Source organism: Nonlabens spongiae (assembly GCF_002117125.1).
Classification (GTDB): domain Bacteria; phylum Bacteroidota; class Bacteroidia; order Flavobacteriales; family Flavobacteriaceae; genus Nonlabens; species Nonlabens spongiae.
The window spans coordinates 3,339,600-3,365,256 of the sequence record NZ_CP019344.1 but is presented as its reverse complement, the minus strand read 5'-3'; the positions used below and the strand labels follow the sequence as shown (position 1 = coordinate 3,365,256).

At 40.7% G+C, this 25,657-nt stretch carries 24 protein-coding genes; 8 read left to right on the top strand and 16 right to left on the bottom strand.

Annotated features, from left to right (window positions below; translation table 11 throughout):
• Nucleotides 1-68 precede the first annotated feature (68 nt).
• From BST97_RS15485 to cysQ, 7 genes are read right to left on the bottom strand one after another with little or no spacing between them, the layout of a single operon-like run.
• Nucleotides 69-2,531 (bottom strand): polysaccharide biosynthesis tyrosine autokinase, encoded by a 2,463-nt coding sequence (locus BST97_RS15485; protein WP_085768087.1) that lies wholly within the window; start codon nt 2,529-2,531, stop codon nt 69-71.
• Complete coding sequence (locus BST97_RS15480; protein WP_085768086.1) at nt 2,532-3,347, bottom strand: polysaccharide biosynthesis/export family protein; 816 nt, start codon at nt 3,345-3,347, stop codon at nt 2,532-2,534.
• A gap of 46 nt (nt 3,348-3,393) precedes the next feature.
• Nucleotides 3,394-4,650 (bottom strand): sulfate adenylyltransferase subunit 1, encoded by a 1,257-nt coding sequence (locus BST97_RS15475; protein ID WP_085768085.1) that lies wholly within the window; start codon nt 4,648-4,650, stop codon nt 3,394-3,396.
• Nucleotides 4,651-4,659: 9 nt separating this feature from the next.
• Nucleotides 4,660-5,565: a sulfate adenylyltransferase subunit CysD gene (gene cysD, locus BST97_RS15470; RefSeq protein ID WP_085768084.1), complete on the bottom strand. Its 906-nt coding sequence runs from the start codon at nt 5,563-5,565 to the stop codon at nt 4,660-4,662.
• On the bottom strand, nt 5,558-6,160 hold the full coding sequence (gene cysC / locus BST97_RS15465) for an adenylyl-sulfate kinase (RefSeq protein WP_085768083.1): 603 nt from the start codon (nt 6,158-6,160) through the stop codon (nt 5,558-5,560). Before cysC ends, cysD begins: the two co-directional genes overlap by 8 nt.
• Nucleotides 6,153-6,395, bottom strand: coding sequence for a DUF2061 domain-containing protein (locus tag BST97_RS15460; RefSeq protein ID WP_085768082.1), 243 nt, complete (start codon nt 6,393-6,395; stop codon nt 6,153-6,155). The genes cysC and BST97_RS15460 overlap by 8 nt, the downstream gene beginning before the upstream one ends.
• 2 nt (nt 6,396-6,397) lie before the next feature.
• Entirely contained in the window at nt 6,398-7,198 is an 801-nt protein-coding gene (cysQ, locus tag BST97_RS15455) for a 3'(2'),5'-bisphosphate nucleotidase CysQ (RefSeq protein WP_085768081.1), read from the bottom strand.
• A 129-nt stretch (nt 7,199-7,327) separates the two neighbouring features.
• Between cysQ and BST97_RS15450 the strand changes: the two genes are divergently transcribed.
• From BST97_RS15450 to BST97_RS15915, 4 genes are read left to right on the top strand one after another with little or no spacing between them, the layout of a single operon-like run.
• Nucleotides 7,328-9,211, top strand: a complete 1,884-nt coding sequence (locus BST97_RS15450; RefSeq protein WP_085768080.1) for an ABC-F family ATP-binding cassette domain-containing protein — start codon at nt 7,328-7,330, stop codon at nt 9,209-9,211.
• 56 nt (nt 9,212-9,267) lie between these two features.
• Nucleotides 9,268-10,002, top strand: coding sequence for an O-methyltransferase (locus BST97_RS15445; protein ID WP_245833606.1), 735 nt, complete (start codon nt 9,268-9,270; stop codon nt 10,000-10,002).
• Nucleotides 10,003-10,053: 51 nt separating this feature from the next.
• Entirely contained in the window at nt 10,054-10,767 is a 714-nt protein-coding gene (locus tag BST97_RS15440) for an ABC transporter ATP-binding protein (protein ID WP_085768078.1), read from the top strand.
• A gap of 2 nt (nt 10,768-10,769) precedes the next feature.
• Complete coding sequence (locus tag BST97_RS15915) at nt 10,770-10,937, top strand: hypothetical protein (RefSeq protein WP_157111721.1); 168 nt, start codon at nt 10,770-10,772, stop codon at nt 10,935-10,937.
• A 1-nt stretch (nt 10,938) separates the two neighbouring features.
• On the opposite strand, the gene BST97_RS15910 is transcribed toward BST97_RS15915, so the two are convergent.
• From BST97_RS15910 to BST97_RS15430, 3 genes are read right to left on the bottom strand one after another with little or no spacing between them, the layout of a single operon-like run.
• Entirely contained in the window at nt 10,939-11,112 is a 174-nt protein-coding gene (locus BST97_RS15910; protein ID WP_157111719.1) for a Lacal_2735 family protein, read from the bottom strand.
• A gap of 53 nt (nt 11,113-11,165) precedes the next feature.
• The gene (locus tag BST97_RS15435; RefSeq protein WP_085768077.1) at nt 11,166-12,425 is read right to left on the bottom strand and encodes a tetratricopeptide repeat protein; all 1,260 of its coding nucleotides are present in this window, start codon (nt 12,423-12,425) and stop codon (nt 11,166-11,168) included.
• An 18-nt stretch (nt 12,426-12,443) separates the two neighbouring features.
• Nucleotides 12,444-13,784 carry an ATP-binding protein gene (locus BST97_RS15430; RefSeq protein ID WP_085768076.1) on the bottom strand — a complete coding sequence of 447 codons (1,341 nt, stop codon included), beginning with the start codon at nt 13,782-13,784 and terminating at the stop codon, nt 12,444-12,446.
• Nucleotides 13,785-13,858: 74 nt separating this feature from the next.
• Here BST97_RS15430 and lptB point away from each other — a divergent pair, with 74 nt between their 5' ends.
• Nucleotides 13,859-14,608: an LPS export ABC transporter ATP-binding protein gene (gene lptB / locus BST97_RS15425; RefSeq protein ID WP_085768075.1), complete on the top strand. Its 750-nt coding sequence runs from the start codon at nt 13,859-13,861 to the stop codon at nt 14,606-14,608.
• A gap of 311 nt (nt 14,609-14,919) precedes the next feature.
• Here lptB and BST97_RS15415 read toward each other — a convergent pair whose 3' ends face one another.
• The 3 genes from BST97_RS15415 to BST97_RS15405 form a co-directional block, all read right to left on the bottom strand.
• A complete protein-coding gene (locus BST97_RS15415) occupies nt 14,920-15,468 on the bottom strand; it encodes an REP-associated tyrosine transposase (protein WP_085768073.1) in 549 nt (182 codons plus the stop codon).
• 115 nt (nt 15,469-15,583) lie between these two features.
• On the bottom strand, nt 15,584-16,117 hold the full coding sequence (locus tag BST97_RS15410; RefSeq protein WP_085768072.1) for a hypothetical protein: 534 nt from the start codon (nt 16,115-16,117) through the stop codon (nt 15,584-15,586).
• Between the two features lie 160 nt (nt 16,118-16,277).
• On the bottom strand, nt 16,278-17,009 hold the full coding sequence (locus BST97_RS15405; RefSeq protein WP_085768071.1) for a CDP-alcohol phosphatidyltransferase family protein: 732 nt from the start codon (nt 17,007-17,009) through the stop codon (nt 16,278-16,280).
• 84 nt (nt 17,010-17,093) lie between these two features.
• Between BST97_RS15405 and BST97_RS15400 the strand changes: the two genes are divergently transcribed.
• Both BST97_RS15400 and lnt read left to right on the top strand, forming a co-directional pair.
• The gene (locus tag BST97_RS15400; RefSeq protein WP_157111717.1) at nt 17,094-18,293 is read left to right on the top strand and encodes a putative type IX sorting system protein PorV2; all 1,200 of its coding nucleotides are present in this window, start codon (nt 17,094-17,096) and stop codon (nt 18,291-18,293) included.
• A 63-nt stretch (nt 18,294-18,356) separates the two neighbouring features.
• Entirely contained in the window at nt 18,357-19,964 is a 1,608-nt protein-coding gene (lnt, locus tag BST97_RS15395) for an apolipoprotein N-acyltransferase (RefSeq protein ID WP_169711574.1), read from the top strand.
• 146 nt (nt 19,965-20,110) lie between these two features.
• Here the strand turns inward: lnt and BST97_RS15390 are convergent, their stop codons facing one another.
• The 3 genes from BST97_RS15390 to BST97_RS15380 form a co-directional block, all read right to left on the bottom strand.
• Nucleotides 20,111-21,493, bottom strand: coding sequence for a sugar transferase (locus tag BST97_RS15390; protein ID WP_245833604.1), 1,383 nt, complete (start codon nt 21,491-21,493; stop codon nt 20,111-20,113).
• Nucleotides 21,494-21,577: 84 nt separating this feature from the next.
• Complete coding sequence (locus tag BST97_RS15385) at nt 21,578-21,904, bottom strand: MerR family transcriptional regulator (protein WP_085768069.1); 327 nt, start codon at nt 21,902-21,904, stop codon at nt 21,578-21,580.
• Nucleotides 21,904-22,884 (bottom strand): peptidoglycan DD-metalloendopeptidase family protein, encoded by a 981-nt coding sequence (locus BST97_RS15380; RefSeq protein WP_085768068.1) that lies wholly within the window; start codon nt 22,882-22,884, stop codon nt 21,904-21,906. The genes BST97_RS15385 and BST97_RS15380 overlap by 1 nt, the downstream gene beginning before the upstream one ends.
• Nucleotides 22,885-23,032: 148 nt before the next feature.
• On the opposite strand from BST97_RS15380, the gene alaS reads away from it, so the two are divergent.
• Nucleotides 23,033-25,657: an alanine--tRNA ligase gene (gene alaS, locus BST97_RS15375; RefSeq protein ID WP_085768067.1), complete on the top strand. Its 2,625-nt coding sequence runs from the start codon at nt 23,033-23,035 to the stop codon at nt 25,655-25,657.

Here is a 25,657-nt window from a genome sequence, read left to right as displayed (position 1 = left end):
AGGTTCAAGTTAGAGGTTGGAGTAATCAAAAGATTAGTCTTAATAATAAGTGAAATTCAAATAGTAAATCATATTTTGATAAACCTTTTCAATAGCTTTTTGATGGTGTATTTTATAGAAAAAATTTTATCATTTTCGTGATAACCATTGTTATAAACTCCATAACCATAACCATAGCCGTAGCCATAGCCATAGCCATAGCCATAACCTGCTTTCTCTTTGAAATAGTTGAAAACTAAACTTACACGTTCGATCTCTTTTCGTGAATAACGTTCATTGATTACGTCCAACATTGCCTTTTTGGTGTACTTCTGTCTAATAACATATAAGGTGGCATCTGCGTATTTTGCTATTTCCAGTGAATCTGCTACAAGACCAAGTGGCGGAGTATCAAGAATAATATAATCATAACGTTTTTTTAGTTCTTTAATCATATTTTCAGTCCTCTTTGAAAGAAGTAATTCACTAGGATTTGGAGGTACCGGCCCGGATAAAATTATATCAAGGTTTAGAATTTTTGTATCAGTAATGATCTGATCTAACGTAGCATTTTTGACCAGATAATTTGAAACGCCTATTTCGTTGTTAATGTCAAAATCATCAAAAATCTTAGGTTTCCTCAAATCAAGACCTATCAGACAAGTTTTCTTCCCGCTTAAGGCGAAAACAGTAGCCATATTGATGCTTGAAAAGGTTTTACCCTCACCACTAACGCTACTCGTAACCATAATAGTTCTACAATCCGACTCAACTTCTGGATCAAAAAGGAAGTACAAACTAGATCTTATCCCCCTAAAAGCTTCTGCAACAGCCGACTTTGGCTTATCGAAAACAACCAAATTTGAAGCATGCTTCTTTTTACCCACGACACCTATCAGAGGTATTGAAGTAAGCTTTTCAATCTGTTTAGGGGTATAAATGTAATTATCAAAAATAGTAGACACAAAAGCAATTACTGAGGGTATTGCCAATCCAACCAGAAGCGCTAATAAATAATTTATATTGCTATCTTTTGATCTTCCTGATTGATTGGTGTCCTTAGCTTTATCAATTATAAAAATATCTGACACATTTGCAGCTTTTACGATCTCGGCGTTCGCCTTTCTCGCCTGCAAATCCTTGAATTCAGCTTGAGCAAGATCATACTCCTTTGTAATTCGCAATAACTCTTGCTGTTCCTTTGGCAATCTGCTTAACTCCCTTTCCGCTTCCCTAATTTGTTCTCTAGAAAAGTCTAAGTCATCAAGCAATAACTTTTTAGAGCTAGTAATATTACTTAAAATCAACTCTTTGACTGCATCTATATCGCGCTTTATCTTTTTGAATTCTGGATTGTCATTATCGGGCTCCAGAAACTCCAATCGTCTTTTTCTTCTTTCCGCTAGCTGAATTAATCTGGAAACAAAATTTACAATACTACCTTCATTTATTCCTACAACGGTAGGTGCCTGAATCTGATCATAGTTATTAGTGATCAAATAAGCCTGCAAATTATCATAATAAGAAAGTTGTTTTTCCAATTGTTGTTTCTCAATCTCTCTTTTGGTGAGCTCAGCGTTTAGGCTAGAAATTTCTGAAGGGATATTGATGGCACCTTGTTGGTTTAAGAACTCTTCTCGTTCTTTTTTAATTTGTGTTAGAGGCAATATTCTAGCGTTCATAACACTATCTATATATTCAATAGTACTTGTAGCATAGGTGTTTTTCCGTTCTAACTCAGCTTTTTCTAAGACAACAGAACTTCTATTGATGTAATCGATTAGCCTATCCTTATTAGTACCCGTAAGGGAAAGGGTTAAAATAGACGAGCCCTGAGGGGTTTGCTCAATTTGAATTTTTTTATATTTATTGACTACCTTCCAATAATTTTCCAGATTAAATTTCCATTCACCTTTTCTAAAATTATCAGTTACCTTATTAACGGTTATGTTGAGAAAAGAATTTTCCAGAGATTCACCAAATAAATACTCACGAGACCACATACCCTTAGGCGTGTTAACTCTACTTTTCTTTTTAGTGTTAAAATCAAAAGCTGGGGCGATCGATGAATCAAATTCAGCGGTCATTCGGAACCGGTACTCATCAATGACTTGAATAGTAAAACTCTTACCTATAATTTGAGATTTGGAAGTATCAACGACCACCTGAAATGGCGTTTTTTTATAAGCATCTAAATTATAATATTCTCCTTCTTTAATATAGTTTACAAAGAACTGCAGATCATCGACTACTCGTTCTGTATGCGTTCTGGACTTAAACTGTGTAATAGCAGTCGTCACCTTATCAGTAACCCCTCCCCAATTGAAAGTTAAACTGGTATTACTGGCAGAATAAGGGTTTGAATTATCTTTAATGCTAATGAGTGCGTCAACTTCATAAAATGTCTGAATAAATTGGTTCTTATAATAAGCATATGAAAGACTGATCGCAAAAGTTATCAAATACAACCACCAATATTTCAGGATTTTTGATAAAAATTGTCTGACATCAAAAATTCCCGATAGAGAATTTACTTGTTCTTCCTCGCTCATTTAATTACTTGTCAAATTATCGATCAATAAGTAGGTTGTGATCAGTGTAGTCAAAACAGAAATAATAGTGGTGAACGACTGTAGGCCATTAGTACCAGTTCCTAAAGTTTTCTGTGGCAAAGGGTTAAAAACTAAAACATCATTCGGCTTCAAAAAATAATAGGGAGAGTTCATTGCGTTTATGGTAGTCAGATCAATAGCATGAACCTTTATTCCACCCTCATATTGACGTATAATTCTCACATTCTTGAGATCACCTGTTATAGGCACACCGCCTGCGTCAGCTACTGCTTCTACAATACTAACACGATCTCTTAGAATGGTATTTTGACCTGGTGAATTAACCTCACCTACCATTGTATACCTTAAGCCTTCAAGCTTAACACTTACGAATAAATCGGAGGATTTTTTAAAGCCACCTTTTTGGTACAACAAATTTTTGATTCGGTCACGTAAAATTTCTTCAGTCTCGCCAACTGCTAAAATTTCACCCAATTGTGGCATTTCAATATACCCTCTTCTGTCTATGATATAACCAGTAAAATAAAGTCCCCCCTGGAGTACTTGCTGCGCACCACCACCACCACCTGCAGTTTTTTTTGTAAAATCTGCAATAAGATCTTGGTCATAGGGTGCCTGTATTTGAATGGAGAGTACATCACCTATTTGTAAACGGTAAGGGCTTTGCACTTTTTCAATCGTAATTAACGAATCGTTTTCAGAATTGCCGTCACTCTGAAGGTAAGTAATTCGCTTAGTTGGAATGCAAGACCCCATTAAAAGCGCTAGTAATAAGAAAACAATTAACTTTTGCATGATCAAAATAAGCTCGCAAATATAGCTTAAAAACTGAACTCTTCTTTTAAACAATCATTCCTGCTGCGACCGTCTCATTGGTGTCTGGATCTATGAGAATCAAGCTACCTGTAGTGCGGTTTTCCCTATAGCCATCAATGAGCATGGATTTACTCGTTTTAATAGTCACTCGACCTATCTCATTCATCGTAAAGTCAGTTGCTTCACTATCACGCTTCAAGGTCTCAATGTCGATTTTATAGACACAATTAGAGATCATGGCTTGTTGCTCATTATTAGCGTGCAACACTTTGTACTTCTTCCTAATCTGAGATTTCTTCTCGTTTAACCAGCATATCATGACATCAAACTGCTGGAGCACTTCAGGTTTATTATTGCTGCGCACAATCATCCCACCGCGACTTATGTCTATATCGTCTTCAAGTGTAACAGCAATTGACATAGGAGCAAAAGCTTCAGTCACCTCCTCCGTACCTGAATTAATGGATTTAACCTTACTATTAAATCCTGAAGGCAAGGCAGTCACCTCATCTCCAACTCGTAACACACCGCTTGCTAAACGGCCTGCATAACCCCTGTAATCCACAAAACCTTCACGTTGCGGTCTTATCACAGTTTGAATAGGAAAACGTACATCTATCTTATTGACATCACTGCTTATATGCAGATGCTCCAATGTGTAAAGTAAAGGTGCGGCTTGATACCAAGGCATATTTTCTGATCTGTTTACCACATTGTCACCCATCAAGGCACTCATAGGGATAAACTTCACGTCTCGGGTTAGCATTTTTGAAGCAAAATCATTGAAATCTGCAACAATTTGATCATACACGCTTTCGCGAAAGCTTACTAAATCCATTTTATTAATACACACAATGATGTGCGGGATATTCAACAAGCTCGCAATAAAAGCGTGCCTCTTAGTCTGCTCAATCACACCGTGCCTAGCATCGATCAATATTAAGGCGGCATTTGCAGTTGACGCTCCGGTAACCATATTTCTCGTGTACTGAATATGTCCAGGAGTATCCGCTATTATAAACTTTCGTTTAGGCGTTGTGAAGTATCTATAAGCAACGTCTATAGTGATACCTTGCTCACGCTCATCCCTTAATCCATCAGTGAATAATGCGAGATCTATATCATCCAGACCCTTCTGAGAGCTAGTATTCTTGATGGAATCAATTTGATCCTCAAAAATGGATTTTGAATCGTAAAGCAATCGACCTATCAAGGTACTTTTTCCATCATCAACACTTCCAGCTGTGGTGAATCTAAGTAACTGGTTTTTATCTAAATTCATTTTTATCTCTTAAAAGTAACCTTGTTTTTTTCTATCCTCCATTGCACTTTCTGAACGCTTGTCATCACTTCTATTACCACGCTCAGTCATTTTCATAGACGCGACCTCCATAGCGATTTTCTCCGTAGTATCACAATCAGATTCTATCGCACCAGTAATAGTAATATCTCCTAAAGTTCTAAAACGAACTCGTTTAGTCACTATATCCTCATCATTAACGTCTTGCAGGTATTCAGAGTACGGCAACCAAGTATCGTTACGCCAGACCATTTTACGTTCATGGGCTAGATATAGGCTAGGTATTTCAATATTCTCACGACATATGTAGTTCCACACATCGAGTTCAGTCCAGTTACTAATAGGAAAAGCTCTGAAATGCTCCCCCTCAAAGTGATTACCATTTAACAAGTTCCACAACTCAGGTCTTTGATTTTTTGGATCCCACTGACCAAAATCATCCCTGTGAGAAAAAAATCTTTCTTTAGCTCTTGCTTTTTCCTCATCACGTCGTGCACCTCCTAATGCACAATCGATCTTATGTTCTTCAATGGCATCCAGCAGAGTAGTAATTTGTAGGGCATTACGTGTCGCATTTTTACCTTTCTCCTCAGCTACACGACCTTTATCAATACTGTCTTGAACCTTTGCAACAATTAGTTCTACCTCAAGTTTTTTAGCGATTTCATCTCTAAATGCTATTGTTTCAGGGAAGTTATGCCCTGTGTCCACGTGCATTAAGGCAAATGGTATCTTAGCAGGGTAGAATGCTTTTTTAGCCAAATGAGTAACAAGGATGCTATCCTTACCTCCGCTAAATAAAATAACAGGTTTATTAAATTGAGCCCAGACTTCACGTATCACGTAAATCGCCTCGGCTTCAAGCTCGCTTAAATAATCTAAATAGTACTTATCCATTACTTATCAATGGTATTAATTTTTCGATTAATTCATCGACTGATTCTTCCACAGTCTGATCTTTGGTCTTTATTTCAATTTCGGGATTAGAAGGCGCTTGATATTCAGAACCTATTCCAGTAAAATTAGGTATTTCTCCTGCTCTTGCTTTTTTATACAAACCCTTGACATCCCTACTTTCACATTCCTCAAGTGGCGTATTAATGAAAATTTCGCGAAAGCGAGACGCTCCTACAATTTCCTTCACCATATTTCTCTGCTCAATCATGGGAGATACAAATGTAGCCAAAACGACAAGTCCCGCTTCTGTCATCAGTTTAGCAACCTCAGCAACTCTTCTTAAGTTTTCCCGACGCCCTTCCTGATCAAAACCCAGTCCTTTATTAAGTCCCATCCTAACATTATCACCATCCAATACAAACGTGTGATAACCTTGTGATTGCAGCTTGCTTTCAGCAGCTTTTGCAATAGTCGACTTCCCAGATCCAGAGAAGCCGGTAAACCAAAACACTATAGGTTTTTGATTTTTTAAAACGGCCCGAAGCTGTTCTTGCTCAGAATAATCTGTTGCGTGAAGATTTTCTTTATTAATCATTTACCGAATCTCTATCTTCTTTATCTAAACCAAAATTTGATTTGTACCAAAATCGCTCATGATAATAATACAGTAACATTTTTATCAGAGATTCTGCTATCGCAACCCCTGAAGCTTTTGAAATAGCATCAGGATCTTCATTGAAAAAGAAATAGGCTAATAAAAATGTGGTAACACTGGCGATAATGCGCCAAGTTATGGTTTTGGCAATATGCCTCTTTCTTGCTACTCCCATAATTAGTGAACGATGAAAAACGGATTGTATAAATCCTCCTTATTGTAGCGCAAAGGTAGATTTTTTTCATGGGAAACAACTTTCAGTCCTGCTGCTTCACAAATCGCTTGCCCAGCTGCTGTGTCCCACTCCATGGTTGGACCAAACCTAGAGTACACTTCTGCAGTACCTTCTGCAACAAGACAAAACTTAAGCGAGCTCCCCACAGACACTGTTTCTAGCTCACGCTTGTCATTTTGAGAAAGCTCTGCTATATAATCTTTGGTTTCTTGATTAAGATGTGACTTACTGGCAACCACCTTTAAACGATTCTCATCTTTTTTGGGCACTAACTTTTCGGAGCGACTTCTTATGTCTTGATAATCAAAAGGGTTTTTGTGATCAACTTTGCATTTATAAGCTTGATTCATTCCTTCCCCTGTGAAATAAAGAACTTCAAGGACTGGAGCATAAATCACTCCCATGGTCAATACACCGTTTTCTAGGAGAGCGATGTTCACGGTAAACTCTCCGTTTCTATTAACAAACTCCTTAGTACCATCCATAGGATCTACGATCCAACACTTAGACCAGTCCTTTCTGGCTTTATAATCAGAGTTTTTGATCTCTTCACTGATTACTGGAATTGCCGTTTGCTCTAAAGCCTGTACAATTACCGCATTGGAATTTAAATCAGCTTGAGTGAGTGGCGAATCATCTGCTTTTTTATCTATAATAGGCTCGTTCTTATCGTAGATAGCCATTATTTCTGCTCCAGCTTTTATGGCTGTTTCTAGTACCAAAGGCTTGAAATCAGAGATCATATTCTAAAATTTGTGCAAAACTAAACATTCTGTCCTGTGCTTTAAGGAATTAGTTTCATTAAGTTTTGACAATGCTATTAACGTGGAAAGCTTGCGGCATGTCCTATTTTTGTAACTTAGAAATAAAGCATGAACTACCTCACCGTCGAAAACGTCTCGCGCAGTTTCGGAGAAAAATATCTTTTTCAAAATATATCCCTCGGAATCAATCAAGGCCAGAAAATCGGTTTTGTGGCTAAAAATGGTTCTGGGAAGACTTCTTTATTGCACATAATAACTGGAAAAGAACAACCCGACGACGGTAAGGTGAGCTACCGTAATGATCTGCGCATGGCTTATTTGAGTCAAGAACCAGATCTAGGTCCAGAATTAACTGTTGAACAAGCTATTCTGGAAAGCGATATCCCCACACTTCTTCTTATTAATGAGTACGAGAAGGCGATCAAAAATCCAGATGATTCAGAAGCGCTTCAAGCAGCCTTAGATAAAATGGATGCTGCAAACGCATGGGATTTTGAGACCAAATACAAACAAATACTTTCCAAACTTAGGATTGATGACCTCAGCGTAAAAATCAAAAAACTAAGCGGTGGTCAAAAGAAAAGAGTCGCAATGGCAATCGCACTGCTATCTGATCCTCAGTTGCTCATCATGGATGAGCCTACTAACCACCTAGACCTTGAAATGATCGAGTGGCTGGAAAGCTATTTCAAGCAAGAAGATTACACCATTCTTATGGTAACGCACGATCGCTACTTCCTAGATCGGGTCTGTAATGAAATTATTGAGTTGGACAACGGGAATCTATACAGCTATAAAGGAAATTACTCTTACTACGTAGAGAAAAAAGAGGAACGCTTGCTCCTTGAACAGACAACTCAAGAGAAAGCCCAACAACTTTACAAAAAGGAGCTTTCATGGATGCGCAGACAACCTAAAGCGCGAACCACTAAATCCAAATCCCGTATAGACGATTTTTATCAAATTAAGGAGGCAGCCATGAACCGCCGCAAAGATCACAAGGTTGAGCTGGAAATCAACATGGAGCGTTTAGGCACAAAGGTCGTAGAGCTGCACAAGATCAGTAAGTCCTTTGGTGTTAAAAAGCTCTTCGAGAACTTCTCCTATAATTTTTTAAGGGGAGAACGAGTAGGAATTATAGGTAAGAACGGGACTGGAAAATCCACATTTCTGAATCTACTGACTGGCAACCTGCCGCCTGATAATGGTAAAGTAGTCGTAGGTGAAACCGTAAGCATAGGGTATTATACCCAGCAGGGAATTGATATTCAGCCAGGACAGAAAGTCATTGATGTGATCAAGGCTTCTGGAGAATACATTCCTTTAAACAAAGGAAAGATCATAAGTGCCAGCCAGCTTCTAGAGCGTTTTCTCTTCGACAACAAAAAGAAACACGATTATGTAGAGAAATTGAGCGGTGGCGAGCGCAAACGACTTTATCTATGTACCATACTCATCCAGAATCCTAATTTCCTGATACTCGATGAGCCTACTAATGATCTAGATATTCCCACACTCAATGTGCTGGAGAATTTTTTGATGGATTTCCCAGGCTGTATCATCGTTGTGAGCCACGACCGGTACTTTATGGATAAAATCGTGGACCACCTGTTTATATTCAACACTTCGGGTACCATTACAGATTTCCCTGGCAATTACAGCGATTTCAGGGCTTACGTAGGCTCCACCGATATTTCTCTTGAGAAAGATGAGAAATCAATTCCTGCAAAAAAAGAATTTGAGCCGCCAAAATCTATTTCACAAAAAACCGCTACCGGTCCCACTCGAGATCAGCAGAAGCAACTCTCCCGACTAGAGAACAAGATGAAGAAGCTGGAAGAGGAAAAGGATGCACTTCAGAAGAGTTTTCTCGATCCAGAGATCAGCACGCAGCAAATGACAGAGAACTCCGTCAAGCTGGAAAAAGTGAAGGAGTCGCTTGAAGAGGTTGAGATGGAGTGGTTGGAACTTAGTGAAACCATAGGCGTTTAAAAGTCGTGATTTTTCAGGCTTCAAAATACGTTCAGCACCTTTTTAAATCGTTCCATTTGCATGGAATCCACTCTCCTTTTGTATTCCAATTTGAGAAAAAATGCCTGAGAGACAGCACATACTATGAAGATTATGAGTTGATGTCCCGCTTTCGCGAAAGCGTAAAAAACAACAACACCCTTCTCCACATTGAAGATCACGGTGCGGGAAGTAGGGTATTTAAATCCAACGATCGAGAGGTACGGAAAATCTTGCAGCACAACAGTTCCAGCGCAAAAATGTCTAAACTCCTCTACCGAGTGGCGCGTAACTTTGAAGTCAAGCGCGTTCTGGAATTGGGTACGAGTCTGGGGATGGCAACACATGCATTTTCACTAGCTAACGAGGTAGTTCAAGTCAGCAGCGTCGAGGCTTCAAAAGAAGTTGCTGATTTCACTAGGAACAATTTGTTGTCGCACAGCATTAATAACGTTGATATCATTCAAGGTACTTTCAGTAATTTTTTAGATGTTAAACTTAAAAGCAAACCTCACGGCACATACGATTTGATTTATATGGATGGGCATCATGATGGCGATGCAACGCTCAAATACTTCAATAAACTCCTACCCTACACCCATCTCGACACCGTTGTTATTCTAGATGATATTTACTGGTCGCGTGACATGTATGTTGCTTGGCGCAAATTAACTAAACACGATCGCGTCACGGCGGCAATTGATATTTATGATCTAGGATTTTTGTTTTTTAGGAAAGAGCAACGCCAGCAGTTATTTCATGTACTGGTGTAACTTATGAGTGCATCGCTCGTCCTACAATCAACTTATCCTTAAATTAGTGCCATGAATCAGGAGAATGTCATCGAGGTACGCAATATCGTGCGTAATTTTAAACTAGGTCAGGAAACGGTAAAGGTGCTCAAGGGCATCGACTTGGACATTAAAAAAGGGGACTACGTAGCATTCATGGGACCATCAGGGAGTGGTAAATCTACCTTCATGAACTTATTGGGTTGTCTGGATACTCCTACTTCAGGTAGCTACAAATTGAACGGTATCGATGTCTCCAGTTTGAGCGACGATGAACTTGCCGAAATACGTAATAAAGAAATAGGTTTTGTATTTCAGACTTTCAACCTATTGCCGAGAACGACTGCTTTGGATAATGTGGCTCTACCGATGGTCTATGCTGGAAAATCCAAAAAAGATCGCGTAGCTAGAGCTTCTGAAGTTTTAAAGAGCGTGGGACTGGAAGACCGTATGGACCACCAGCCCAACCAGCTCTCAGGTGGTCAGCGGCAACGTGTAGCGGTAGGTCGAGCCCTTGTAAATGAACCATCCATCATTCTCGCCGACGAACCTACGGGTAACCTAGACTCAAAAACAGGCGTTGAAATTATGGCGCTATTTGATAAAATTCATGCGGCTGGAAATACCGTGATTCTGGTAACGCACGAAGAGGACATCGCAGAACATGCCCACCGTGTGATAAGACTGCGAGATGGGATTATAGAAAGTGACACGCGCAATAAACCTGAAATGGCAGCAACTTACTAGATATGGAATCAGTAACTTGGGACTGGCTTTACATAGGTGGTGTCATCGCTGCATTTGTATTTTTCATATTCTGGAACAAAAGCAGAAACACCAGTCTGAAGAACAGATCCAGACGCAGGTTTAGAGACGCGGTGGAGCGCAAAAAGCAGGAGCGTAAAGACGAGAAATAAACTACTTAGCAGCTGCTAGGGCGTCAATCTCGTTGCCTAGCTTTTCTGCTTTTGCATAGGCCGCATCACTTGCGGTACGATCAGTTGTTGAAAGTCTATGATAGTCAGCCATTACCTTTGCATATTGAGCCTGTAACTTCTCCAACTGACTTTTCTTTTTGAATAATCCGAACATATCTAAGTTTTCTATGGATAATCGTCTTACTAATCAGCAACTGTCAACTCCGCTTAAATATTATCCCGCTTTATCATCACCGCATTAACCAGAAACTGAAAACCTACAAACGCAATTAAAAACGAGGTAGCAAAAGTATTAAGCAATTCCCTGCTCTGAATCGTTTCATAAATGGCCAGAATCGCCACAGCCGTCATCAAAAAACTCGCTAAGGGCATCATATATTTTGGCTTGGTCGGGAGGTAAAAATGACTCCATGGGATGATCAATATCAAGCAATAACCAGCAATAGCTATAAATAAATAGGAGGCCGTCACAAAAAAGGCTACAAAACTCATTACCATCAACAGCAACAAGACACCCGTAAACCAAACCGAACGCTTTTCCTCGGGCGACAGTAAATGTTCAGCAAAAGGATTGAACCTGAAGAGCAATTGAGAAACCGGCCCTATGAGCCAAGTACTCAAAGCAACGAGTCCCATTAAAATCACCAACGGAGTCAAAATGGGTTCTAAAAAAGGGACATGCTGCGACACCCAATCGATCACTCGGGTCAGCAAGTAAAAACCTATGATGAATCCCCATTGGTATTTTGCCGCCATATTCCCGATCCAGAATTGATACCTCAAAAACCAGCGATAGACAAAATACCGCGCCTGCAAAGCTTGCATCATTCCCGCCTGCGCATACTCATTGTTAGGATTGTAGCGCAACGCCTCTCTAAAATGCGACAAAGCCGTTTTGTGATCCCCACTCTCCAGCCTGTTCCAGCCGTAAGTCGCGTGGGTGTATGAATTCTCAGGGTTCTCCCCCAGCGCCCCACGCATGGTTTCCTCCGCCTCTTGTCTCTTGTTTTGTTTAAGCTGAGCCGTACTTTTGGTATTAAGCGCAAGCAGATTTTCGGGATCCAGGGCAAGTGCTCGATCAGAGAGTTCTTCTGCTTCTTTATACCGCTTTCGCGAAAGCGAGATCTGAGCCAGCAACGAGATATTATAGGGATTTGCGGGATTGAGTTCAATCGCTTGTTTTAACAAGGATTCTGCCTCGTCATAACGATTCACATCGATCATGATTTTAGCCTTAGTGCTATACAACACATCGATATCAGGTGCAAGTCCTATCGCGCTGTCGATGGACTGATTAGCATCCTTGGGTCGGTCCATGGCGAGTTGGACTTCTGCCATGAGGTGCAGGCAAGCAATACTATTGGGATCTTGACTCAAGGCTTGACCCAAATGCTCTAAGGATTGCTCGTACCTATCTTGCTGGTAAAGCAACAACGCTCGATCGTAAAACACATCAATTGAAGACATCTTGGGAATTTATGATTTTTATTTCTTGATTTTCAAATACTCCAAAATGTTGTCGTAAAGTCCAGATTCATTAGCATAAAGCGCGAAGTTCTTTGCTGTGACAAACCACTCCTTGGTGCTGGGCTTGTGTTTCTTAATCGCTTTGAGAATATCTTTTGTTTTAAGCGATTGCGGCACGCCTGAGTTGATCGCTTCTTCAAGTTTTGACTCCACGGCTATGTCGATAGCTGCCTCAATATCTGCTCCTGAGTATTCAGGGGATTTTTTGGCCAGTTGCTTACTGTCGATAGCGTCGGTAGGTTTTTCTTTGAGTTTCAGATCAAAAATAGCTTCTCTAGCGGCTGTATCGGGCGGTGGGACAAATAAGATGCGGTCAAATCTTCCCGGTCTTCTGAATGCGGTATCGAGATGCCATGGCATATTAGTCGCACCCAGAATCAACAAACCTTCATTGTTCTGATTGATGCCGTCCAGCTCTTGCAAAAACTGATTGATGATATTCTTTCCCGCACTCTGTTTCATATCGCTGCGGCTGGCTCCCAGAGCATCAATCTCGTCGATAAAAAGAACACAAGGCGTGTTGTCGCGAGCAGTCTCAAAAATATGGTGCAGATTTTTCTCAGAACTCCCGATCCACATATCGAGTATGTCATTTAGAGAGACTGAGATAAATTTTGCATTGATCTGCCCAGCTGTTGCTCGAGCGATGTAGGTTTTTCCACAGCCCGGCGGGCCGTAAAGCAAGATGCCACCACCTATCTTCTTACCGTAGGCTTTGTAGATTTCTGGATGAAGTAACGGCTGGACAATCTTGAGATCAATCTCTTTCTTGACCTCATCCATTCCACCTACGTGTGAGAAATCCATCTCGGGTTTCTCAATAAAGACATCGGTTTCCTCATAGTCATCAAAGTACTCCTCATCATCATCGTCAAAGAGAAAGTCTGCATTACCATCTGGCGCGGCCATTCTAAATTTCTCGTCCAGCTCTTTCTCGCTAAAATCCGGATGATGTTCCAACAAAGTCTTATAAGCTTCCATCGCCTGTGCATCGTCACCGCTTTTTAAGAGGGATCGCGTGTAGAATAAATGGGTGTCTAGATCGTTATTTCCTTCATCGAGCAGATTTTCAAGAATCACGATGGCTTTTGAGTAATTGGTAAGTTTATACGCAATGATGGCAAGACCCTGTCGCGCTTCTAGGCTCTGATTGTACTGGAGAACTATTTCATATTCTTCCTGCGCCTCTTCCAGCAGTTGGTGTTGTTGCAGGGTTTTGGCAAGGTGTAATCTCAGGGGTATGTTATCTGGAGAAACTTTTAACGCTTCCCGCAAGCTTTCAATGGCAGTATTGCTCATGATTTGTCAATTCTTTACAATCTTCAAAAGTAGGATATTGTGAATTTGTTATTGCTAAAACCTAACTTTGTCTCATGCAGAAAAAGAAGCTAAGGGCCGAAGAGCTCAAAAAGTCCTATAAAGGAAGACCGGTGGTAAAAGGCGTTTCACTTGAAGTTCATCAAGGTGAGATCGTGGGATTGCTGGGACCTAACGGTGCTGGAAAAACCACCACGTTTTATATGATGGTAGGTCTCATCAAGCCTACAGATGGTGATGTATGGTTGGAAGGCAAAAAAATCACCAAGTACCCCATGTACAAACGTGCGCAAAACGGTATAGGGTATCTTGCACAAGAAGCTTCTATTTTCAGAAAACTGACCGTCGAGGAAAATATCTTAGGAGTTTTACAACTTACCGATCTTCCAAAAAAAGAACAAAAAGAGCGCTGTGAGCAATTGCTGGAAGAATTTAGTTTAACAGACCGCCGCAATAGAAATGGAGATCTATTGAGCGGTGGAGAACGCCGCCGTACTGAAATCGCTCGCGCATTAGCGACTGATCCTACATTCATTCTTCTCGACGAACCTTTTGCGGGTGTCGATCCCGTGGCGGTAGAAGATATTCAGCGTATCGTAGCACAACTCACTAAGAAAAACATTGGAATCTTGATCACTGACCACAACGTTCAAGAAACACTAGCCATCACCGACCGCACCTACCTTATGTTTGAAGGGAACATCTTGAGACAGGGACAACCCGAGGAACTCGCCGAAGACGAAGTAGTACGTAGAGTGTATTTAGGTCAGAATTTTGAATTGAGGAAGAAGAAGATTTTTGAGTGAGATTTGAATTGAGTTAACGATTATTTGCACTTTTTGGGTCACCGAGTGCAACTTGGTGCCAGCATGGGAAACTGAAATTTCAATAAAACTAAAGCCTTGCCAGTATTTCCCTTTCAGACTTAATAACCATTTCGCTCTGGACTTCATTTTCTGTTACAAAATCAACAAAACACACGCCGTGCTCAGCAAAAGATTCATCATTTGAAATGAATCGATTATCGATTTGTATAGAATGACAATTAGGATCATTCTCTGATGTAGCGCGCGTTTGCAACGCGTGTAACCAAGCTGCGCATTTGCAATGCTCAATATTAATACCATTTTGTTAAATTAATTGGACATGAACCATCATCCATATAAGCACTAGCACTACTATGTATCCAGTCTTGTTCGTTTCTAACATAACCTGCAGCAACAGGATTGTAATGAATATAGTTGAACGTTGCTTCCAGCTTTTCCATTCGATCCATTATTTTAGGGTGAAAACCATCTTTCCAAACTCTATACTTAGAATGCCGCCTGGACCTTTGGGCATGAAAAGAGAATGTGTTGAGCAGCCATTGGGTTCTGCTTTCTCCAGCTTCACTAATCGCTTCGATAAAAGTTTTGCTAGTATGTTTTTTGAAGTCTCTCACGATATCATTTAATAGCATACCCTTAGAGCCTACAATCATGTGGATATGACTTGGCATAATAACATATGCGAAAACCACTAGACCTTTCTCTTCAATACAATAGTTAAGAGATTCTTCAACTATATGTACATAACGATCTCTTGTAAATAAATCAATCCATTGTAAAATAGTCAAAGTAATGAAGTAATTTTCTTCTTGATCTCGAACTTTGTACCTTTCTGACATAGTCTAAAATTAGTAAATTATTAAAACCGTACTGATGCTTTAAAGACGCGTTGCAAACGCTCCAGACTAACCACTCGCGTCAAAGACGCGCGCGACGTGGAGCAAGCATAGAGTATTATCTTTCTTTAAAGGCGTTAAAGAACTTACTGTTTTTTGAATAATCTTTACGATAATCTTGCGTTGAAACAGAGTCTACTCTCAATCGCACAGTATCATTTGACATAACTCGTCTACTTTGAAAAGTATAGATATAATTATCATTCACTAAGCAAGCTCCCATTGAATCGCATAAATAGCCAGACAAGATTTTTTCCTTGTTAGCTGTTAAGACAAACTGTTTTTTCCATAGTCCATGTATATCTAATCCATTCAGCTTATGAATTGATGCACTAGAGACCAACAATTCATTACTTTCGAAATCGAAACCTAGAATATCACTGTCATTTAGAATTGGAACCTTTTCTAAGTCACGAAAATTGGACTGAAAAGCTCCAGCATAAATGATTTGATTATTTATGGTATCAAATTTAGCCCTTGACTTGAATAGCGAGTCACGATCTTCAAAATTTCCAACTTGTATTATAGGAATTCCATTATCAAATGGAAGAAGTTCTTTAGTTGTGTAAAGTTCTAATTCCGATCTATTCAAATGGTTTTTAATGTTATTCCTACAAGAACAGATGGAGAACGCCAACAAGATCAATATCATTATCAATTTTATCGTTGTAGAACAAATTCCTATTTGTATTGAAAAAACTCTTTCTATCATGAATCGCTCATTAAAGACGCTCAACTTCTTCTCAATACATTCACCCCACACTCATCAACACATACAACACGATAATCAATGGAATAGCAATCAGTTTTAAGAAAATAAGCATCAACAAGCATGAAAGCAAAAAGATCCAACGTACCTCGTTGCCTTTCCAGCCAAAACTCTTGAACTTGAGCGCAAAAAGAGGTAACTCTGCATTCAGCAAATAACAACTGAGTATACATAAACCAATCAGAAAGTAAACATTACCGACGATAGACTCCAAGTCGCCCAGCATGCCTTGCTGGAACAATACGCCTATGGAGATGATCAAAGTTGCATTGGCGGGTGTGGGCAGGCCTATAAATGAATCGGTCTGGCGGGTGTCGATGTTGAACTTAGCCAGTCGGTAACAACTTCCTAGAGTGATTATAAATCCAAAAAACGGAAGCAAGTGATGCCACAGCCATTGCTTATCCACCTCTGTAATCGTGCGAAATTGGTCATCATAAGCATCCAGACCTACCGAGTTATAGATCATGACATACATCGCAATTCCAGGCACTAGGCCACTGGTCACCATATCGGCCAGTGAATCGAGTTGCGTTCCCAGGTCACTGGATACTTTTAGCAATCGGGCAGCAAGACCATCAAAGAAGTCAAAGAAAATGCCCAGTCCCACAAAAAAGCCAGCAGTAAGCAAATCTTGATTAAAAGCGTAGAGCGCTGCAACGCAACCCATCAAAAGATTGAGCAGCGTGATGAGATTAGGGATCCATTTCTTCATCCTACAAATATGCAGAAAAATACTACGCTCGCCCGCGCCACCGTACAATATGTCGCCATTTACGCTGTTATTATCTCGTAAACCATGATCTTTGCATCTGCATTGCGTAGCGTATTGAAAAAATATTTGTCGTTTCTTTTTATTGTTGTGGGTCTCGCGATTGCGCCTGTCCGCCAGAGCTTGCACAATAGCTGTTATGATTCCGCTTTCGCGAAAGCGTACCTACTTTTAGTCCTGTTTATCGGAATAAGCCTAGGAGGAAAAGCGCAAACCTCAAGAGCCTACTCAAACGAATTCCTAAACATAGGAGTCGACGCTGCGGCGCTGGGTATGAGCAATGCGGTAGTTGCGAGCAGTGGCAATGCAAACAGCACCTACTGGAATCCCGCTGGACTCATGCAACTGGAACAACAGGAAGTCTCGCTCATGCACGCCAGTTATTTTGCCAATATCGCTCAATATAATTACGGCAGCTACGCAAAACCCATCGATGACGATAGTGCTTTTGGGATTTCAGTGATCCGGTTTTCAGTAGATGATATTCTCAATACTACCCAACTAATAGACGATCAGGGTAACATCAACTACGATCGCATCTCTACGTTCTCAAATGCAGATTGGGCCTTTGCCTTTTCATATGCCCGTCGCGCAAAACTGGACGGTTTCTCTTATGGAGGGAATGTCAAGGTGATCCGGAGGGTGATAGGAGATTTTGCTTCATCATGGGGATTTGGTTTTGATGCGGGATTGCAGTTCCGTAGAGGTGGTTACGAGATCGGTTTTATGGCGCGTGATATTACGACCACCTATAATTCATGGACGATCGATGATGACGAGTATGCAACTATAAGCGGCGCGGTAGAAGGTCAAAATCAAGAACTACCAGAAACGACAGAAATCACTCTGCCCAAGCTGCAAGCAGGGATTGCGCGCACGTTTACCATACGTTACGATCATGTCCTCACGGCAGAAGTCGACCTCAACATGCGTTTTATACAGACTAACGATGTGATCTCGAGCAGCTCTTTTAGTGCGACGCCGGCGGTGGGATTGCAATATGGATTTCTAGATCTGGTATTTGTGAGAGCTGGTGTGGGGAATTTCCAAAACATCGATCAGCTAGATGGTAGCGAGAGCCTCACCATGCAGCCCAATATAGGGGTAGGCTTCAAATACAAGGGCATTGCCGTGGATTATGCACTTACGGACATAGGCGACAGCAGCGAGGCGCTGTATTCAAATGTGTTTTCGCTGAATGTAGATCTTTCTGTCTTTTCAAGATAAACCAAATGCTGAAATTAGGGCAAACGTTCTGATACCCTTAATTTAGCCCTTCAAAGAATTCGTTTGAAAAATCTCCTCCTTTCTGTCGCGAGCGGTTTGCTTTTATGGCTGGCGTGGCCCACTTATGGCTTTGCAGGTTTACTATTTGTTGCGTTTGTCCCACTTCTTCTCGTGGAAAGAAATATAAGACTAGGCGATTCAAAGAAACCTGGCAGAAAAGTATGGCTGCTCGCCTATCTCAGTTTTGTTATTTGGAATTTTGCGACCACTTCATGGTTGTATTTTTCAACGCCATTTGGGATGTTTTTTGCCGTTTTAGTAAACGCATTGCTCATGTCGCTGGTGTTTCTGTTTTATCATCTTGTCGCAAGAAGAACTACTCAAGGCGCGGCACTTTCCTTTCTTGCCAGTCTGTGGATTTTATTTGAGTACCTACACTTGCACTGGGATTTTTCTTGGCCTTGGCTCAATTTAGGCAATGGATTCAGTGAATACGTAGACTGGATCCAGTGGTATGAGTTTACAGGAACATTTGGTGGCTCTTTGTGGGTTTGGCTGGTGAATATTGCTGTTTTTTTATGGTGGTTACGCTTTCGCGAAAGCGGGAAAGAGAATTTTACTAAGAAAAACATCGGGCTTATACTAGCAATTGGGATCGTTCTGATCCCTATAGTTACTTCCTTTATAATAAAACCTAAAGAAAATAACCTTTCCTCAAAATCAGTAGCTAATGTATTGATCATACAGCCTAATGTTGATCCATACTCAGAGAAGTTTGAAACTGAAAACGCAGCGATAACGGATTCTCTGATCACGCTCATCAAATCCGGACTGCAACCCGATACGGACGCGATTATCGCTCCAGAAACTGTTCTAGCAGAAGATCTTAGAATTTCTCAAGTGGAACGCGATAATGCCGTCATCAAGCTAAAAACCTTGGTCAATGACCACGGCAAAGCTGGATTTATAGGTGGAGTTTCTTTGTTTGATATTTTTTACGATTCCGCTAGGAAAACCTCTCAAAGCAATACTGCTCCTGACGGCACAACATTTTATGATGTGTACAACAGCGCAATGCTGGTCACACAAAATCAGCCGGTTGAACTCTATCACAAATCGAAACTTGTGGTAGGCGTAGAGAACTTTCCCTATAAATCCATTCTTGAACCCATATTGGGTGACGTGATGCTGGATATGGGCGGTACGGTAGCTACTAAAACTACGCAGAAGGAGCGTTCTATTTTTAAAATTCAAGATTCCATCGCCGCAGCTCCCATTATTTGCTATGAAAGTGTTTATGGGGAATATGTCACCGATTATGTGAACAATGGCGCAAACATGCTCGCCATCATTACAAACGACGGCTGGTGGGGAAATACTCAAGGGCACAAACAACATTTGAGTCTGGCACGACTCCGGGCTGTAGAAAATAGACGCTATGTTGCTAGAAGTGCCAATACCGGAATCAGCGCGATCATTGACCATCGTGGCGAGATCAAGCAACAGTTAGGCTACGAGAAAAAAGGAACACTCAACGGCTCGGTATTATTAAACGACGAAACAACTTTTTACACTAAGCACGGCGATTATATCGTGCGTATTGCTGGGTTTATAGCCATCTTCACCTTTCTATTTAGCGTGTTCAAACGCGGCACTATGAAGCGGAAGTGAACTGAGCGCTGGGCGCTATGTGCTATGGGCGATATGCATAACAACATCTAACTCCCTTACGGATAGGAAATAATAATTTGATCTTTTGGAATTTAGTCCCGATGGCTATCGAGATTGGAACTTGAGATTTAAAATCTAACTCTCAACTACTGTCCTTTGAAAAAGACAATAGTGCTCAGCGTTTTAACAATGATCCTGAGATCTAGGGAGACACTTCGCTTTTTGATATAATAAAGGTCATAACGCAGTTTTTCACGGTGATCGTCGTCTGTTTCACCGTACTTACCTCTTACTTGAGCCCAGCCTGTAAGTCCAGGTTTTACCATGGTTCTGGTCTCGTAATAAGGGATTTTTTCAGCGAGTTGTTGCGTGAACATGGGACGCTCAGGACGAGGTCCTATGATACTCATTTCTCCTTTAAGAATGTTGATGAATTGAGGGAACTCATCGAGCCGTGATTTTCTTAGAAACTTACCGAAAGCTGTAATCCGAGCATCATTTTTTTGGGCAAACTGTGCACCTTGTGCCTCAGCATTAGTGACCATGCTGCGATACTTAATAATTTTGAAAGGCTTTCTGTTCTTACCGAGACGTTCTTGAAAATAAAATAATGGCCCTCTATTACCTATTAAATTACCTATCAATATCAAGGGTAGGAATACAAGACCGATTGTGAGTCCTATGAGTGACGCGATAATATCAAAGACACGATGATAGAGTCGATATAGTTGATTTTGATTACTACGTGAGAAAGGAAAGTGACGGTAGAAATCGCGACCAATGACCTCTAAGGGTACACTATCAGTCATATCCTCATAAACCATGATATAGTCACGAACGTGGTAACCCTTTTCCATGCAGCTGAGGAGCCAGTCGTACAGATCTTTATTGAAGTCGTCAGTATCAGCTCCTACGATGATTTCTTTTATCCCATTGCGAACAAGGATTCTTTGAGCCATTTTAGGATGTAACTCTCTTAGCCCTTTTTCATTTGGAATCCGAACTTTAAGATCTGTATTAATAAAACCTATAACATTAAAGTGTGGATCAACCTGCTTCAAGCTAGCAGTCATACGTTCTGCCTCTACTCTGTTACCGACTAAAAGAATATTCTTATTAAACCTAGAACTTGCAAATAGCTTAATGTAAAGCGCTCTCCAGATAATTAATGCAATGGCTATCGTAATGGTAAAGTATAATATTTGTAGCCTATTCTGTGGTAATTGAGGTGTAAAGAAAGGTGTAAGAAGATACACCAGAGAGGTCATGGCCGTTGTTGAAAAAATAGATCGTAAGGTAGCATTAATCCTACTCGCTCTATTCAAGTTATATAACTCAAAGATGGTAGCGAACAATAGAAGGTAAAATGCCAAGATCAATGACCACAGCCAGTGTTGCTCGTTGATAAGAAAATAATCAAAATTAAAAAGAAGACCCGTGCAATGAAGACCTGCAAGTACGACAAACACATCTATAATGCGCAAGAATATCTTACGTTCTGAGATCTCAAAATGTATAGAGGTGGCCAAGTGTGTTCAATTGAATCGCAAATATACTCTAACTGTAGACTTGAGCACAAAATGTAGAAATTAACATTCAGATCAAATCCTTACTTAAAGGTTTTTCTTGATCTTGAGTAATTCTGCCTTTACAAATTCTAGCTTTTCAATGATATCAAAGGTATCCAGCTCATTCTTGTGCGATTTCATGTATTCTTTAGCCCCTTCCAGGGTGAAGCCCTTCTCTTTGGTAAGATGATAGATTGTCTGGATATTTTTGATATCTTCTTTTCTAAACTTCCTGTTTCCCCTAGTGTTTTTCTTGGGTTGAAGAACATCAAATTCCTTTTCCCAAAAGCGTATCAATGATGCATTTACTTTGAACGCCTTAGTGACTTCCCCCATGGAATAATACAGTTTTTCTGGTAGGTCTACATGCATTAGTCTAGGGAGATATTTTCTTGTTGGGATTTTTTGAGTAACTCATTAAATTCTTCGGGCGATAAATTACCGTAATAGAAATTTATAGGATTAATACGCTCACCATCTTTGAAAACTTCATAATGTAGATGAGGTGCTTGTGATCTTCCCGTACTTCCCACGTATCCAATGATATCGCCACGTTTTACTCGCTGACCTTTCCTTACATTGTAGGGCTTTCTACGTCTCAAATGGGCATACAACGATACATAACCAAATCCATGATCGATACGTATGTGATTTCCATAACCAGAGCTATTGGCATCTGCTCGTGTCACAACGCCATCTCCAGTTGCAAATACTGGAGTACCACGCGGAGCCGTGAAGTCCATTCCGTAGTGGAATTTTCTGGTTTTATTAAAAGGATCCGTTCGGTAACCATAGCCACTTGCCATCCTTGTCAAATCCTGATTTCTAACAGGTTGAATAGCTGGTATACTCGCGAGTAATTCTTCTTTGGTTTCAGCTAAAGCGGCAATCTCATCCAGCGATTTAGATTGAATCGCGACTCGTTTCTTTAGTTTATCCAGAGATTTACGTAATGTAATGACCTTCTTAGAACTATCGTATCCTTCAAACTCTCGGTATCTGTTCACCCCTCCAAAACCAGCATTACGCTGCTCATCGCTTATGGGGTTGGCATCAAAGTAGATGCGATAGATCGTATTGTCGCGCTGCTCCACGTCTACAATGACGGCAGCGAGTTGATCGATTTCTTTTTGAGCGTTTTCCAACTGATTTTCTAGATACGCATTCTGATTGACCGCACGTTTGTACTGTGGGGAATCATAAAACTGATCGGCAAAAAAATAACAGGCTATTCCCACCGCGGCAGAGGAGACCATGAATAACAGCGTCTTAAAGAAATAATACCGCTTGCGCCGCTCTACCCTTCGGTAGGAAAGCGTTTCAGAATCGTAGTAATACTTAACCTTAGACATACGTTATAAAGTACTATTTTTGCCCGTTTTACGGGAGTTGTAAACGGTGTAATGGAGATTTTTATTATCTCGCTTTCGCGAAAGCGGAACCACCACATCAACTCCAGACAAAAAGCAAAAGTAAGAAAATAGGAAAAACCCTCTTTTTATGAAGTCCCAGCAGATACGCCAGCAATTTCTTGATTTTTTTGAAAGCAAAAAACATGAGATCGTACCCAGCGCACCACTTGTCCTGAAAAACGACCCTACCCTCATGTTTGTCAATGCCGGGATGAATCCGTTTAAGGAATATTTTCTAGGCAACAGCACTCCCAAAAATGCGAGAATTGCAGATAGTCAGAAATGTCTGCGCGTAAGCGGTAAGCACAACGACCTTGAGGAAGTGGGCGTAGATACCTATCACCACACGCTTTTTGAGATGCTTGGGAATTGGAGTTTTGGCGATTATTTCAAAAAGGAAGCGATCGCTTGGGCCTGGGAATTACTCACAGAAGTCTATAAAATTGATAAGGATATCATCTACGTGACCATCTTTGAAGGAGACGAGCAGGATGGTCTAGATCGGGATACAGAGGCTTATGACTTTTGGAAGCAACATATTGCAGAAGATCGGATTCTCAACGGATCAAAAAAAGATAATTTCTGGGAAATGGGAGCGCAAGGCCCGTGTGGACCGTGTTCTGAAATTCACGTAGACATAAGGAGTGCTAAAGAAAAAGCACTGACTCCCGGAGCCAGTCTCGTAAATCAAGACCATCCACAGGTAGTTGAGATCTGGAATCTGGTTTTTATGCAGTTCAACCGTATGGCAGACGGCAGCTTGAAAAACCTCCCGCAACAACATGTGGATACGGGAATGGGATTTGAGCGTCTTGCCATGGTTTTACAAGGCGTGACCTCAAACTATGATACTGATGTTTTTAAACCGCTCATCAGAGAAATCGAAACCATCACTCAGACCAAATACGGAAAGACAACAGAAACTGATGTGGCGATACGCGTAATCGCAGATCACGTGCGAGCGGTGTCCTTCAGTATTGCAGATGGCCAGTTACCGTCAAATAACGGTGCCGGCTATGTCATCCGAATGATTTTGAGGAGAGCTGTTCGTTATGGTTTCACGTATCTTGATAAAAAAGAACCATTTATCTATCAATTAGTTGAAACGCTTGCGTCTCAAATGGGAACAGCATTTCCAGAATTGAAAAGCCAGAAAAACTTGATTACAAACGTTATCAAAGAAGAGGAAAGCTCTTTTCTCAAAACGCTGGAAAATGGATTGACGCTTCTAGACAGAATGATCGACCAGCTGAAGAGTAAAAAGAAAGACATCCTAGATGGTGCAAAAGCCTTTGAACTCAATGATACGTATGGTTTTCCAAAGGAGTTGACTCGACTCATCTTGAGTGAGCAAGGTTTCAAAATGGATGAAGAGGGCTTCAACAAAGCTCTTAAAAAACAACAGGACACTTCTCGCAGGGCCAGCTCTCAGGAAACTAGCGACTGGACCATTGTTCAAGAAGATGAAACACAAGAATTCATAGGCTATGATCAGCTAGAAGCAGAAGTGAAGATTACCAAGTATCGTAAAGTTCAAACTCAAAAGGACGGAGATCAATATCAGCTGGTTTTCAATATGACGCCGTTTTATGGAGAAAGTGGTGGTCAGACAGGCGATAAAGGCTATTTAGAAAGTCCCGATGGTGATACGGTATATATCGTTGACACGAAAAAGGAAAATGGTGAGAACCTCCACATTACTAAAAACCTTCCCAAGCAGATAGAAGGTTTCCATAAGCTGATTGTGGATAAAGGCTATCGCGCCAAAACCTCGGCAAATCACACTGCCACTCACCTGCTCCACCAAGGTTTACGAGCGGTATTGGGAACTCACGTTGAACAAAAAGGTTCCATGGTACGCAGCGGTTATTTGAGATTTGATTTCTCTCATTTCTCAAAAGTGTCAGATTCAGAGCTCAAGGAAGTGGAAAATTTTGTTAATGCACGTATTCAGGAACAGATTCCGCTTGAGGAAAATAGAAGCAATACGTATGAAAATGCGGTGAAGGATGGTGCCATAGCGCTTTTTGGTGAAAAGTATGGGGATGTGGTGCGTACGATCAAATTTGGTCGAAGTCATGAATTGTGCGGTGGTACGCATGTAGCAAACACCAGCGACATTTGGCATTTTAAAATCACAAATGAAACCGCAGTAGCATCTGGAATACGCAGGATAGAAGCTATAACCAGCGATGCGGTAAAAGATTTCTTCACAGAACAATCAAAACGCCTGGAGGATATCAAAAAACTGCTTAATGCTCCCAACAAATCTTCAGAAGAATCCATCCAACAAATGATGGAAGAAAACAGTGCGCTTAAAAAAGAGATTGAATCCTTAAAAAGAGAGAAAGCCAAGAGCTTCAAATCTGAATTGGTCAACTCAGCTCAGAATATTAATGGCATCAATTTCATCGCTCAAAAAATTGATCTTGATCCTAAAAGCATCAAGGATCTCGCATTTGAAATAGATCGTGAAATGGAAAACCTATTCATGATTCTAGGTGCAGAAAATGATGGAAAAGCGACACTAAGCGTCATTCTAAGCAAGAATCTTGTCAAAGAAAAAGATCTCAATGCCGGTCAAATAGTAAGAGAGCTGGGCAAGTTCATTCAAGGTGGTGGCGGTGGCGCTCCGCATTTTGCTACTGCTGGAGGTAAAAATCCGTCTGGAATTACTGCGGCTCTTGATGCGGCTCGTGGTTATATCGTTTAA